13 protein-coding genes are annotated in these 13,595 nt (G+C 53.0%); 6 read left to right on the top strand and 7 right to left on the bottom strand.

The genetic code is table 11. The features are described 5' to 3' along the window. Nucleotides 1-49: 49 nt before the first annotated feature. Both OH144_RS14970 and OH144_RS14965 read right to left on the bottom strand, forming a co-directional pair. Nucleotides 50-658, bottom strand: coding sequence for a porin family protein (locus tag OH144_RS14970; RefSeq protein ID WP_266203085.1), 609 nt, complete (start codon nt 656-658; stop codon nt 50-52). Nucleotides 659-1,038: 380 nt separating this feature from the next. After that, complete coding sequence (locus OH144_RS14965; RefSeq protein WP_266203084.1) at nt 1,039-1,464, bottom strand: RidA family protein; 426 nt, start codon at nt 1,462-1,464, stop codon at nt 1,039-1,041. 134 nt (nt 1,465-1,598) lie between these two features. On the opposite strand from OH144_RS14965, the gene OH144_RS14960 reads away from it, so the two are divergent. Further along, nucleotides 1,599-2,579, top strand: a complete 981-nt coding sequence (locus tag OH144_RS14960) for a radical SAM protein (RefSeq protein WP_266203083.1) — start codon at nt 1,599-1,601, stop codon at nt 2,577-2,579. A 77-nt stretch (nt 2,580-2,656) separates the two neighbouring features. Further along, complete coding sequence (locus tag OH144_RS14955) at nt 2,657-3,175, top strand: gamma carbonic anhydrase family protein (RefSeq protein ID WP_266203082.1); 519 nt, start codon at nt 2,657-2,659, stop codon at nt 3,173-3,175. 968 nt (nt 3,176-4,143) lie between these two features. Here OH144_RS14955 and OH144_RS14950 read toward each other — a convergent pair. Next, nucleotides 4,144-4,602 (bottom strand): hemerythrin domain-containing protein, encoded by a 459-nt coding sequence (locus OH144_RS14950; protein WP_266203081.1) that lies wholly within the window; start codon nt 4,600-4,602, stop codon nt 4,144-4,146. 2 nt (nt 4,603-4,604) lie between these two features. Next, complete coding sequence (locus OH144_RS14945; RefSeq protein WP_266203080.1) at nt 4,605-5,918, bottom strand: hemolysin family protein; 1,314 nt, start codon at nt 5,916-5,918, stop codon at nt 4,605-4,607. Nucleotides 5,919-6,339: 421 nt separating this feature from the next. On the opposite strand from OH144_RS14945, the gene OH144_RS14940 reads away from it, so the two are divergent. Further along, nucleotides 6,340-8,559: a protein-disulfide reductase DsbD family protein gene (locus tag OH144_RS14940; protein WP_266203079.1), complete on the top strand. Its 2,220-nt coding sequence runs from the start codon at nt 6,340-6,342 to the stop codon at nt 8,557-8,559. A gap of 265 nt (nt 8,560-8,824) precedes the next feature. Here the strand turns inward: OH144_RS14940 and OH144_RS14935 are convergent, their stop codons facing one another. Together OH144_RS14935 and OH144_RS14930 are read right to left on the bottom strand one after the other, a co-directional pair. Then, entirely contained in the window at nt 8,825-9,433 is a 609-nt protein-coding gene (locus OH144_RS14935) for a superoxide dismutase (RefSeq protein WP_266203078.1), read from the bottom strand. A gap of 76 nt (nt 9,434-9,509) precedes the next feature. Next, nucleotides 9,510-9,965: a nucleoside deaminase gene (locus tag OH144_RS14930; RefSeq protein ID WP_266203077.1), complete on the bottom strand. Its 456-nt coding sequence runs from the start codon at nt 9,963-9,965 to the stop codon at nt 9,510-9,512. Nucleotides 9,966-10,175: 210 nt separating this feature from the next. Between OH144_RS14930 and OH144_RS14925 the strand changes: the two genes are divergently transcribed. Beyond that, on the top strand, nt 10,176-10,820 hold the full coding sequence (locus OH144_RS14925; protein WP_266203076.1) for a porin family protein: 645 nt from the start codon (nt 10,176-10,178) through the stop codon (nt 10,818-10,820). Nucleotides 10,821-10,904: 84 nt separating this feature from the next. On the opposite strand, the gene OH144_RS14920 is transcribed toward OH144_RS14925, so the two are convergent. Then, a complete protein-coding gene (locus OH144_RS14920) occupies nt 10,905-11,459 on the bottom strand; it encodes a hypothetical protein (RefSeq protein ID WP_266203075.1) in 555 nt (184 codons plus the stop codon). 269 nt (nt 11,460-11,728) lie between these two features. On the opposite strand from OH144_RS14920, the gene OH144_RS14915 reads away from it, so the two are divergent. Then, complete coding sequence (locus OH144_RS14915) at nt 11,729-12,151, top strand: hypothetical protein (RefSeq protein WP_266203074.1); 423 nt, start codon at nt 11,729-11,731, stop codon at nt 12,149-12,151. Between the two features lie 187 nt (nt 12,152-12,338). Continuing rightward, nucleotides 12,339-12,734, top strand: a complete 396-nt coding sequence (locus OH144_RS14910; RefSeq protein ID WP_266203073.1) for a GtrA family protein — start codon at nt 12,339-12,341, stop codon at nt 12,732-12,734. Nucleotides 12,735-13,595: the final 861 nt, after the last annotated feature.

Raw genomic sequence — 13,595 nt, 5'->3', positions numbered from 1 at the left:
GCAGGAACTGATGCTCCTGCGGCTTTCTTGATTTAATAGACGGCCTTTGCTACTTTATTAGCTTCAGGCCCAGGCTTACCAGAAACTGCTCGTTCCTCACTTTGCCATCACTTTGCAGGCTGGTGTTAGTGAAGTCGCGGTTAATGCGTTCGTAGCGTGCATCCAGAGTTAAAGCCCCAATGTCGACGCCTAGGCCTGCCTGGAAACCCCAGTCGGAGTTGTCGTAATAGTCTTTAATGGTGCGGCCCTCCTGCTTGGCGGTCAGCAGCATGGAGGCTACCGGGCCAGCTTGTACCCGTGCCACCCGCAAAAAGTTAAAGCCTACCAGCAGCGGCACGTCCAGGCGGTCGAACTTAAACTTCTCCACGCGCACCATGGTGCTGTTGGGATCGTCTTTCACCTCTACGTTTCCTCCTGAGGTAGCAAGTATGGCTTCCGGCTGAAACAGCAGCCCCAGCAATTGCAGGCGGGCAAAGGCACCAGCGTGGTAACCGGTAATATTATCGGCAGAGGCATACTGCTGCGGGTCGTTCTGTACATCGCTCAGGCGCACCTTCGAGGAGCTGATACCGGCCTTTACGCCAGCCTGAAATAACTGTGCCTGGGCTGTAATGCTAATAGCCAGCACGGTTATCAAGGTTAAAACAAGTTTTCTCATAGGTAAAAAAGATATTGGTTGGAGTGCTGACAAATGGTCTAACGAACTAAGGTTATACGTTAGTGCATAAAAAAAGCCGCTCCCTTTTGAGGAGCGGCTTAGGCCAATATCTTCTGTTGGTAGTAGATAGGGTTGGAATCTTATTTACATCTCACCTTAAACAAATATTCCTTTTGGCTTTCTGCTACAAAGATAAGTACATAATCTGTACCGGCAACCAGATTTATACGAACGGCTTACTTTCACATCCCACAGGCGCTTTTTCTTAGACGAACATCCTGTCCTGCCCTGCAAACACAGCATATATCTTATCCCAGGCGCCTGTTCTTTTGTTGGGGTTTAGAGGTTTGTGGTACAGTAGCTTTCGTGGTCCCTGCACGCTACTGGTAAGGGGCTGTATTGTACGGCAAGGGCCCGGAAGCGGGGCTAAGGATGGCGGTGGCCTCTATCTCCACCAGGAGGTCCGGGTTTATCAGGGCGGCCACCTGTACCATGCTGCAGGCGGGCCTGATGTCTTTAAACACCTCCTGGTGGGCGCGGCCAACCTCCTCCCAGTGCTGAATGTTGATTACGTAGATGCGCGTGCGCACCACGTCTTTCACACTTGCCCCCGCCTGCTCCAGGGCCTGTCCGATCTTGTCCAGGATATACTTCGTCTGCTCGTAGGGGCTGCCTTTACCCACCACGCTCTCCCCGTCGGTGGCGGTGGTGCCGGCTACCTCAACTGTGGTGCCCACCCGCACGGCACGGCTGTAGCCTACCATATCCTCCCAAACAGCACCCGACGAAATATGTATTCTTTTCATAGACTATGAAGTTAGAGAGTTAAAAAGTTTATACTAAAGATAAGCCTTCTGCAGGGCCTGGCAAATTCATACGGGCTTACATACCGTATACTTCATTCATAATTTATACTTTTGAGTTCATTATCGCTTCTACTATGCGCCTACGGTCCAAGCCTGTACTTTGTAATTACTACGTTACGTATCGTTGTAACGCAAAGTGCTCGTTTTGTGATATATGGGAGCGCCCCTCGCCTTACATTACCCTGGAGGATGTGGAGCGGAACCTGCGCGACCTGAAGCGGTTGGGGGTGCAGGTGATCGATTTCACGGGCGGCGAGCCGCTGCTGCACCGCCAGATAGATGAAATGCTGGGCCTGGCGCACGACATGGGTTTTATCACCACGCTCACCACCAACGCCATGCTCTATCCCAAACTGGCCCAGCGCCTGAAAGGCAAGGTAGACATGCTGCACTTCTCCCTCGACTCAGCCGACAAAGAAGAGCACGACCGCGGGCGGGGGGTGGCCTGCTACGACTTTGTGATGGAGTCGATTAAGGTGGCGCGGGAGCTGGGTGAGCGGCCTGATATACTATTCACGGTGTTCCGGCATAACCTGCACCAGTTGGAGGAGGTGTACCAGAAGATCATACTTCCGAACAAGCTCGTGCTCATACTTAACCCGGCTTTCGAGTATAACCAGGTGGAAACCGGCGAGCAGCTGACGGAGGGGGAGCTGCGCTACCTCAGCGATTTTGGTAAACGCAAACAAGTATACCTGAACGAAGGTTTCGTGCAGCTGCGCCTGGATGGGGGCAACAAAACAGCCAAACCCGTGTGCAAAGCCGCCAGCACCACGCTGGTGATCTCTCCGGAGAACGAGCTTATACTTCCCTGCTATCATCTGGGCACAAAAAGCTTCCCGATCCATGGCAACCTGCATGAACTATACTTGAGCCAGGAAGTGGAGGAACTGAAGCGGCAGGAGGGAAGGCTGCCCGCCTGCGAGGGCTGCACCATCAACTGCTATATGCAACCCAGCTTCGCGGTGGAGCTGAACACCTACTTTTGGAAAGCCCTGCCCAGCACGCTGAAGTATAATTACCTGAAAGGAACGTGGAAGCGGTTAATCGTTTAATTGCTAAATTTGCTGTATCAGGAGCTTAGTGGCTTAACCTTCTAACTCCTAAACTCTCTAACTTTTTAACTTAAAATATGCCAGTTATACTTCCGGTGAAGGGTGTGCGGCCGCAAATGGGCGAGGGCTGCTGGATAGCTGAAAACGCGACCATTGTAGGCGATGTGGTGATGGGGGATGCGTGCTCCATCTGGTTCAACGCCGTCATCCGCGGCGACGTGAACAGCATCCGCATCGGCAATAGAACCAATATCCAGGACGGGGCCGTGATCCACTGTACCTACGAACGGGCAGCCACCACCATCGGTAATAACGTTTCTATCGGCCATAACGCCATTGTGCATGGCTGCACCGTGCATGATAATACGTTGGTGGGGATGGGCTCGATTGTGATGGACAATGCCGTGGTGCAGGAGAATTGCATTATAGCCGCGGGGGCCATTGTGCTGGAGAACACTGTTTGCGAGTCTGGGTGGATCTATGCCGGCATACCGGCCCGCAAGGTAAAGCAACTGAGCCCGGAGCAGATAGAAGGTTTGGCCAGAACGGCGAACAACTACGTGATGTACAGCGGCTGGTTCAGCGGGAAAGTATAGCGGGATCGTCCAACCACCCCTGGTTTTACCCCGGAACAAGTGCGGGATCTGAGACTTGGCCAAGGAGGGCCACCAAACCTCACCCCAACCCTCCCCTAAAAACAGGGGAGGGAGCTCAGCAGTACCGGGTTCAACCACCCCTACCTCTCCTTAGCCATGGAGGGAAGTCTGCTACTACTCATGCCAAAGTGTAAATTCTATAGCTGCAGGTATCGCACGGACAGGTCGCGACCTGTCCCTACACAAGCATAAACCCACTCCTGCAGAGAAGGGAATTATACTTGTTATACTTATACTTGTTATACTTTAGTGTCATCTCGAGCAGGGCGAGAGATCTATCTGGAATTCTATAGAGATCTCTCACTACGTTCGAGATGACAATTAACGGTGGCTATCGAATCTGATCCCAGTCTTTGGGTTGAGCGCCTATGCGAGTTTTTCCGGTGACGAGCGGCAGCGAGGCAGCCCGAGGTACGAGGGCAGGAAAAGCTCCCAGCGCGATGCCCGAAGACGAGCCCTCTCGGGCTTGAGAGCACCACGGTCGGAAATGAAACGAGTTGGTTGTAAAGCCGTGGATCAGCGGCAACTAACAAGTATAGCTTAGCTCCAGTTGCAGAAAGCAGCGGCTATGGAAATATAGTTCAAGTATGAAGGATGGCTCTGCGAACCAGTCGGGTTGAAAACCCAACGAATAGAAGGACACGGGCTGCAAGCCCGCGCCAGCGGAAGTATGGGCAAAGTACAGCTGAACTATGAAGCTTAGCTCAAGTACAAGTATGGCTCTGCGAGCCAAGTTACAAACTTGACCTCATCGTAGGATACAAGTCTGAAGACTTGCACCATGGAAAAAGGCAGGTATAAAAGTATAGCCTAGGTATAAAGTATAAAAAGGGCACAGGCTACAAGCCCGCGCCAGCGAGCGGCCAGTGAGAGCCGGCAAGCGATAGGAATAAGATACAAGTATAGAATTACCCCTCCAGATGCGTCAGCACCTGCTGCTGCAGCAACTCAAGCTTCTCATCCGGCAGTTCCTGCTGCACGATCTCGAAAAACACGCGCTCTTCCTGGCGGATGTGTTGTTCCAGCAGCTTGCCCACTTCATTTAGCTTTTCCGGAAGTTCGGTTTCCTTAGCGCCAGGCAGGGCAAGTATAAGCTGCTCCAGTTGCCGGTGTTCTGCCTGCAGCGCCTGTGCCTGCTGCTTTAGCGCTTCCGAATAGTCCGAGGCAAGTATAAATACCGTTTCTTCCTCCAGCCTGAAGTGGGGCCGCAGGTGCTCCTGCAGAAAGGCTACTACGTAGTCGCGCTTGGCAGCGGGGGTGGTGGGCATGCCTTTGTAGGCGGGTGCGCCATGTTGCAGCAGCCTGGCCGTTAGCAGGCCGCCGTGGTGCTGGCGGGAGATCGGTATCAGGCTTTCGTGTCGCTTCATAGCTAACTTTGCCCCTCCCTGTCCTCTTCGCGCACGGTCAGCAGCACCGACTCCACGCGGCGGTCCGATTTCTCCAGAATGCGCACGTCATACTGGTTGAAGGTGGTCGTCTCGTTCAGGTTCTCCGGGATTTGGCCATAGATTACGTTCAGCAATCCACCTACCGTCTCGTAATCCTCGCCTTCTGGCAGCGGAAAAGGTAGGAAGTCGTTGGCGTCGGACACGGCGGCGGCCCCGTTCACCTTGTACTCAAATTCGGTAACGCGCTCCACGATCGGGGCCTCCTCATCATACTCATCCTGTATCTCGCCCACCAGCTCCTCAATAATATCCTCGATGGTTACGATACCCGACACGCCGCCGAACTCGTCGGTGGCGATGGCCATGTGCAGGTGGCGGCGCTGGAACTGCTTCAGGAGGCGGTTGATCTTCTTTGTCTCCGGCACAAAGTAGGCAGAGCGCATCAGTTCCTCTACTAAAATAGGCTTGCCCAGGCGCACAATGCTCAGGATATCCTTCACATAAAGTATACCCACAATATTATCGATGTTGCCGCTGTACACCGGCAGGCGGGAGTAGCCCTCGTGAAAGACGATCTCCAGGAGTTCCTCCTCCGGGATGTTCACGTCCACGGCCACCATCTTGGTGCGCGGCACCAGGATCTGCTTCACCGTGCGCTCATTGAAGAGGAACACATTCTCAATAAGCTCGTGGTGAGAGTCCTGGATGGCGCCGCCCTCCGCGCTTTGCTCGAAGAGCAGGCGCAGCTCCTCGGCCGTGTGTACCTCGGCCCCGTGCATTGGCTGTATGCCCATTGCGCGCAGCACCATGTTGGCCAGGCCGTTCAGCAGCCAAATGAACGGGCTGAAGAGGAGGTAGAAGAAGCGCAGCGGGTAGGCTATCGCCAGCGTAGTAGGCTCTGAGCGCTGTATGGCCAGCGATTTTGGGGCCAGCTCGCCGAACACGATGTGCAGCACAGTGATAATGGCAAAGGAGATAGGCAGGGCGATGGTGTGGGCCAGTGCCTCACTTCCCTGGAAGCCAAAGGCATGCATCACGTTAATTACCAGCTGCGCCACCACGCTCTCGCCAATCCAGCCCAGGCCCAGCGAGGCCAGTGTAATGCCCAGCTGCGTGGCCGATAGGTAGGCATCGAGGTGGGTGAGCATGTGTTGCGCCAACTTAGCCACATTGTTCCCGGCCTGTGCCCGCAGCTCTATCTGCGAGGCCCGCACCTTTACAATGGCAAACTCGGCGGCCACAAAGAAGCCGTTGAGCAGCACCAGGAATATGGTTAAGAATATATCGAAGATCATAGTTTGTGTTATTGCCGTGTTACATCAGCAAAGCTGTAAAAATAGTAAAATACGTGCTCGTTTTACATGTGTATATGCTGTATGTACTATATTTTACGACCAACAGCACCTGCAGGGCTACCAAGGTACTCTATAAGTATGAATTGCCAGGGGAAGAAGCACACCCGCCAAAGAGTTTATACTTGTCTGGAGAAAAAACAGCCTGCCTTGTGTTACAGAGAGTAGCACCGCTAAAGTATGGCCTGCCCTTTGGGGTGAAGTAACTAGCGTTGAGGGAGCCAAACCGGTTGTTTAGCAAACATACACGCTGGCCCGTGTCGCCTCAAGTATAAATTGCCTACTTTTGTAGTGCCTCAGATTACATAAATTCTGAGAGGAGGGCAGCCCGCGTGATGCTGCCACGAAGTATAATGCTTAATCTATGAACAAAAACATCACCCCGAAACAGCTGCTGGCCACATGGCTGTTGTGTATGATAGCCTTTGTGGCACAGGCGCAGGTGCTCAAGCCTGCGTCGTGGAGCTACGATGTCTCTAAAAAAGAGGTGGCCGTGGGCGAGGAGGTGGAGCTGATCTTTAATGCCAAAATAGACAAAGACTGGTACCTCTACTCCTCTGATTTCGACCCGGACCTGGGCCCGATGGTCACCACCTTCACGTTTCAGAAGCACCCTTCCTATGAGTTGGTGGGTGGCATCAAACCCGTCAAGCCAAAGAAGAAGTATGACGAGCTGTGGGAAGGGGAGTATACCTACTTTGTGGGCACGGGCCAGTTCCGCCAGAAAATACGCGTGCTGCAGCCCGACCTGCAGGTAAAAGGCGAGTATGAGTATCAGGTGTGCACCGACGTGACCGGCCAGTGCATCCCGTTCGACGACACCTTTGCCTTTACCAACAAGCAGATTAACGTAAGCGGTGCGGCGGCCCAACCTGCTGCCCCGCAAACTGATACTAAAGCTGCAGCACAACCGCAGCAACAGCAGCCACAAACACAACAGCGGCCTGGCCAGGCATTAGCTCCGGCAGGGGTGCCGGACCTGGCAACGGCGGCCGCCGCCGCAGCTACGGATACCGCCGCCGCGCCCGTTGCAGCTACTGCTGGCGAAGATAATAATGAGGTAGAAACTATTTCTGCCATACCTGCTACGGAGCCTGCGGCTGCCGAAGGGGACTTATGGACCTTTATGCTTATTGCCTTTGGCTCTGGCTTGGTGGCGCTGCTAACGCCCTGCGTGTTCCCGATGGTACCCATGACGGTGAGCTTCTTTACCAGCAGCGGCGGCAGCAGAGCGCAGGGCATCCTCAAAGCTGTGGTGTACGGCTTGTCCATCATCGCAATTTATACTTTGATCGGAACGATTGTGGCCAAGCTTTTCGGGGCCGACGGGGCGAACTTCATCAGCACCCACTGGTTGCCCAACGTGTTGTTCTTCCTCATTTTCGTGGTGTTTGCCATGTCTTTCTTCGGGATGTTCGAGATCACGTTACCGAGCTCCTGGCTTACCAAAGTAGATGCTAAGGCCGACCAGGGAGGTTGGCTTGGCGTGTTCTTTATGGCCTTTACGCTGGTGCTGGTTTCCTTCTCCTGCACCGGCCCGATTGTGGGAAGTATCCTGGTGGCCTCTGCCGGCGGCGAGACCATCCGCCCGATTGCGGGCATGCTCGGCTTCTCGCTGGCTTTTGCGCTGCCGTTCTCGCTGTTTGCTGTGTTCCCGTCCTGGCTTAGCGGCCTGCCTAAATCTGGCGGCTGGCTGAACTCGGTAAAAGTGGTGCTAGGTTTTATTGAACTGGCACTGGCCCTGAAGTTTTTGAGCGTGGCCGACCAGGTCTACCATTGGGGGCTTCTGGATCGTGAAGTATACCTGGCGCTCTGGATCGTGATCTTCACGCTGATGGGCTTCTACCTGCTGGGCAAGATCAAATTCTCCCACGACTCCGATATAAAGTACCTGAGCGTGCCGCGGCTGTTCTTTGCCATCGCCACATTTGGCTTTGTTGTGTACCTGATCCCGGGCTTGTTCGGCGCGCCGCTCAAGGCGCTCTCGGGTTACCTGCCGCCGCAAACCACCCACGACTTTGACCTGAACGCCATCGTGCGCCAGAGTGGAGGAGGCAATACAGCGCTGGTGGCAGCCAACACGAGCGAAAACTGCGAGAAGCCAAAGTATGGCGATTTCCTGCACCTGCCGCATGGCCTGCAAGGCTATTTCGACCTGGAGCAGGCCAAGAAGTGTGCTGCCGAGCAGGGTAAGCCTATCTTCATTGACTTTACCGGCCACGGCTGCGTAAACTGCCGCGAGATGGAGCAGAACGTGTGGTCGGACCCGGCCGTGCTCAAGCGCCTGCGCGAGGACTACGTGATTGCCGCCCTTTACGTGGATGACCGCACCAAGCTGCCCGAAAGCGAGTGGTACACCAGCAGCTACGACGGCAAAGAGAAGAAAACCATCGGCAAGAAGTACGCGGATTACCAGATCACCAAGTTTAACGTAAACGCCCAGCCATACTATGTGCTGATGGACGAGAACGAGAACACATTAGTAAAACCCATTGCCTACGACCTGAGCGTGGACAACTTCGTCAAGTTCCTGGATGCCGGCGTGGAGGCCTATAAAAGCCGCCAGCAGGTGGCCCGCAAGTAAGTATAAAGTATAAGTTTAAAGCTAAGTGTAAGTATAAGATTCCTGTTGCGGCATGAGCTGCGGCAGGAATTTTTACTTTATAGGATAATCTTTCAGGCTCCGGAACCAAACCAGCCTCCTTTAGTCCCTGCTGTTATACTTTGCCAGGCCCTCGCGGGAGCTGCGCACACAGCGAAGGCCTAAAACAAAAAGCCCGACCGGTTCCGGTCGGGCTTTTTGTGTATAGTCGTGGTGCTTGATACGTGCGTCATGCTACGTTATCAAGCTACTTCGCTTCGTTGTAACGGCGGGTTACTTCTTCCCAGTTCACCACGTTCCAGAAGGCATTGATGTAGTCTGGGCGGCGGTTCTGGTAGTTCAGGTAGTAGGCGTGCTCCCACACGTCCAGGCCCAGGATGGGCTGACCACCACAACCTTCTGCAAACGGCATCAGGGTGTTGTCCTGGTTAGGGGTAGAGCATACTTCCAGCTTGCCGCCTTTTACGCACAGCCATGCCCAGCCAGAGCCGAAGCGTGTGGCCGCAGCCGCGTTGAATTTCTCCTTAAGCTGGTCGAAAGAGCCGAAGGCGGAGTTAATAGCGTCAGCCAGTTCGCCGGATGGCTGCCCGCCACCATTCGGAGAAAGGATAGTCCAGAACAGGTTGTGGTTGTAGTAACCGCCACCGTTGTTGCGAACAGCCTTGTTGTCCTCTTTCACATTGCGCATGATCTCCTCGATGCTCATGTTTTCCATCTCAGTGCCTGCGATAGCCTTGTTCAGGTTATCGGTGTAAGCCTGGTGGTGTTTGGTATGGTGGATCTCCATGGTGCGCGCATCGATGTGCGGCTCCAGTGCATCATAAGCATAAGGTAGTTTCGGAAGTTCGAAAGCCATAGTTTTATATAGATTTATGTTAGAAATATTTTACTTGTACATACAATGGTGATGTACGGCATCCCTCCAAAGTTAGTTAATTTCTTTTAGCCGCAAAGAAGGAGGCCATCAGGTCAGCGCACTCCTGCGCCATAATGCCACTCACCATCTCGGTTTTAGGGTGTAGCAAATTCCCTACTCTTCTATAACCGCGCTTGGGCTCAGATGTTCCGAACACTACCCTTTTTAACTGCGCCCAGTAGCTGGCACCGGCGCACATCACGCAGGGTTCCACCGTAACGTAGAGGGTGCAGTCGTGCAGGTACTTGTTACCCAGGTACTCTGAGGCGGCGGTCAGGGCCAGCATTTCGGCGTGGGCCGTTACATCGTTCAGCTTCTCGGTCTGGTTGTAGGCCCTGGCGATAACACGGTTGTTCGCCACCACGACGGCCCCGATCGGAACCTCGCCCTCCTCGTAGGCATACTGCGCCTGCAGGTATGCCTGCTGCATAAAATGCTCATCGCTGTGGATGGATAGAAAATCTGTCGCCATAGGGTAAAGATGGGCACATCGGGGGTAAAATACAAGTAGGGCAAAGCCTGACTTTGTGGAGGAAGTAAACGTAATGGCTTAAAAGAAGCCTAGTTAGTTATGTTAACACGCCTGATATTTATACCTTACCTGAGATTGATGCAGCTGTTGCGCAGCGCAGGATATAGCACGCTCAGCTGCAAGGTGTACTATCCAAAATAAACTTACAGGATGAAAAGGGTCTTTTTCGCTTTCCTTGTACTACTAAGCTCCATCCAGGCGTCTGCTCAGGATACCTTCGTGCCAGAAGTAAGCATTGGGCTTAGAGGTGGCGCTAACTTCTCACGCTTTAACTTTGACCCGGAGATAGAGCAGGAGTTTCTGCAGGGCTACACAGGAGGTCTGGTGTTGAAGCACGTGGCACAGCGCAGGGTAGGTATCCAGGTGGAGGTGAACTATGTGCAACGAGGCTGGAAAGAACTCCTAGCTACAGGTGGTACTTACGAACGCAACCTGGACTACCTGGAATTGCCTTTAATGACCCATGTCACCATTGGAAACAGGAACACCCGGTTTCTGATAAACTTTGGCCCTTACGCTTCCTTCCTGTTGTCTGAAAACGGGCGGAGTGCGGAAGCCGGTGAGGAAGAAATCGATTATCAGCACAAAGGCATCGACAACTCGTTTTTGTATGGGCTGAGTTTGGGGATCGGGATGGGGCAAAAAACCTCTTTTGGCACCTTCCAGCTGGAAGGCAGGCTGACCCACAGCCTAAACGATATTTTCAGTAGGGACCTCGCTTCCTTAGCCTCCAAAAGCCAAAGCGTAAGTATAACCCTGAGCTACCTGCATGACTTCAAGCTAAAGAAAAAGTAACCCCTTCCCTCTAATGTAACCGCACAAAAAAAGCCCCTCCAAACTGGCGGGGCTTTTGCGTAGTAGATAAATAGGTAGTAGTGGTTATTTTATATTGATGGAGCCCATCATGTCGCGGGCGGTCTGCTGCCAGTCGTTCTTCATAGAGAAAGGCACGTGCATGGTAAAGATGTAGAGCTTATCATCCTTAATGGTATACTGCATGATGCTATACTTCTGCACCGGCGCCAGGTTGGAGGAGCCACGCTCATCGGCCAGGTTGCTCACAAACTCAAACACCAGGTAGTCTTTGCCCTTTACCTGCGTTACCTCCTGCCGGATAAAATCCACCTGCGTGAAGCGCTCCAGCAAATTGGCCTTGTAAAACTCTCGCAGCATGTCCAGGTCCTGCTCCTTGAACTGCGATGGCTTCTGCGTTACGCTAAAGTCAATCTGGCCATTGGGGCTGGTATACACGGCAAGCGGGCGGGTGGAGGCGGGGTATTTACGGGCGATGCCATCGTCGGGCATCGGCATAAAATCCTGCGGCAGCAGCACGCTTACTTCTTTGCTGATCTGCGTCTTCTTCAGTTTAGACTGTGCAAAGGTGGCTCCGGCTATCAGAATAATGGCTAAAAAGGCAAGGTATCGCATGTTCATGTGTTTGTATCGGCAAAGCTATTAAATATTAGGGAAAAGGTATCTGTTGCAGCTATATATGCAAGAATGCTGCCAAAATAGCTTTGTCTACAGGTACTGGAGTGGCGGTGGCCAAAAATATCTTTGTGCGAGCGTTACCGTTATACTTTTAAGGGAAGGCCCGCGCCGGAAGAAGAACAACTTTACGCAAAGTATAGTTTGGCTCCGCCCGTTTTTGGTGCGCCTTTTAAAGTAGGATCCTGATGCTAACCTAATTAAAGTATAAAGCTATGATCGAGAACATAATCAATAACGTGAAGGGGCAACTGACCGGCGAGTTGCAAAGTAAGTTTAACCTGCCGCCCGATAAGGCGGATAAATCGGTAGACCTGGCCAGGGACAACGTGATGAGCGAGGTGAAGCAACGCGCGGGCAGCGGCGACATGGGCGGCCTGATGGATGTCTTTAAGGGCAACAAAGCCCCTGGTGAGAGCGGCGCCACCAACAGCATCATCAACAAGTATGTCGGCGACCTTACCAGCAAGCTCGGCGTACCCGCCAGCGTGGCCAACCAGGTGGCGCCCTTTGCCATTAATTTTATCATGCAAAAGATACAAGGGCAGGCGAGTGCCGGCAATCTGAAAGAAACTGACCTGCTGGGCGGGCTTATGGGTGGGGGCCTGAAAGACAAGCTGGGCGGCTTGTTTAAATAAACCTAACGTATAAGCACGTCCGATAGCCCTTCGTGCAGGAACCAACTGCCTGTAGAACTGAACACCATGCTATAAGCCGGGTGCTCGGATCTCCCTCTGAAAACTAGGGTTGGTAGCCTGCGGGAAGTCTATTACTTTTGTAGCCCCTGTGCTGTGGCCGGTGCAGGAGCTGCAAAGTATAAACCGGATGTCAGAAAGTATACAAAGCCTTTTCTTTAAGTTTCTAAAGTTTGGAGTAGTAGGTTTTTCCGGCCTGCTGCTGGATTTTGGGGCCACTTTTCTGGCTAAGGAGGTGCTGCGCTGGAACAAGTACGTGGCCAACAGCCTGGGTTTTCTGCTGGCCAGCGCCAGCAACTACTACCTTAACCGCATCTGGACCTTCCACAGCCATGATCCGGAGATTGGCTGGCAGTTCTCCAAGTTTCTGGCCGCGGCACTGGTAGGCCTGCTGCTTAACAACCTCATCATCTACCTGCTCACCGACCGCGCCAAACTCAATTTCTACGTCTCCAAGTTCATTGCCGTGGTGCTGGTCTTCTTCTGGAATTTCTCCATCAACTACCTGTATACTTTTACGAGGTAGCTAAACAGCCAGGCCTAACTACCTATGCCTCTCTTTTTATTTCTGGAGGTCGAGGTGGCTCTGCTGCTATTCCTTCTGAAGTATAAGTTTTATAGCCGCTGTTCTCGCGCGGATAGGTTTCGACCTGTCCCTACAAGTATAAACTCCGCTCTTTCGGATTTGCACTCCGAAAGTATGGTATTATCAGGATTTGTAATCCGGTTTAACACTTTGCCAGCTGTAGAGCTGTGGCTAAAACCTAAAAGCCGGATTGCAAATCCTGATATTAAGTGCTTCGGGATTATAAATCCCGAAGAGCAACTGGGAATTCTGTAGCACCGGGTCCAACCACCCCTACCCCTCCTTGTCCAAGGAGGGGAGTTCTGTTCTGGCTCCGTCAGCGGCGACTATCGAACTGATTCCAGTCTTTCCGTTGAGCGCCTTGTGAGATTCCGGTGCCGAGCGTGAGCGAGGCATTGCGACGTTAGGAGCAAAGGAAGGGAACACAGCGCGATGCGGGAAGACGAGGCCTCCCGGCCTTGAGGTCACCAAAGCCAGAAATGAAACGAGCAGGATTTAAGGCCGTGGATGAAGCCGCAGCTAGAAAGTATAACTTGTGTCAGGTTGCGGGGAAGCGGTGGCTAAGAGAGGCACAAGCGGACGCTTGCGCCAGTGAAAGTATGAAAATAGCTCAAGTATAAGCATGGCTCTGCGAGCCAGTTGGGTTGCAAACCCAACGAATAAGAAGGCACGGGTTGCAAACCCGCGCCAGCGATCGTATAAAGTATAAACCAGCAAGTATTGCCGATGTATATAGCATGGCTTTTCAAGCCAGTCGAGGCACAGACCTGACACACAAAAGGACACAAGTCTGGAGACTTG

This window comes from Pontibacter kalidii, from assembly GCF_026278245.1.
Taxonomy (GTDB): Bacteria; Bacteroidota; Bacteroidia; order Cytophagales; family Hymenobacteraceae; genus Pontibacter; species Pontibacter kalidii.
This window is presented reverse-complemented; position numbering and strand designations above follow the sequence as displayed.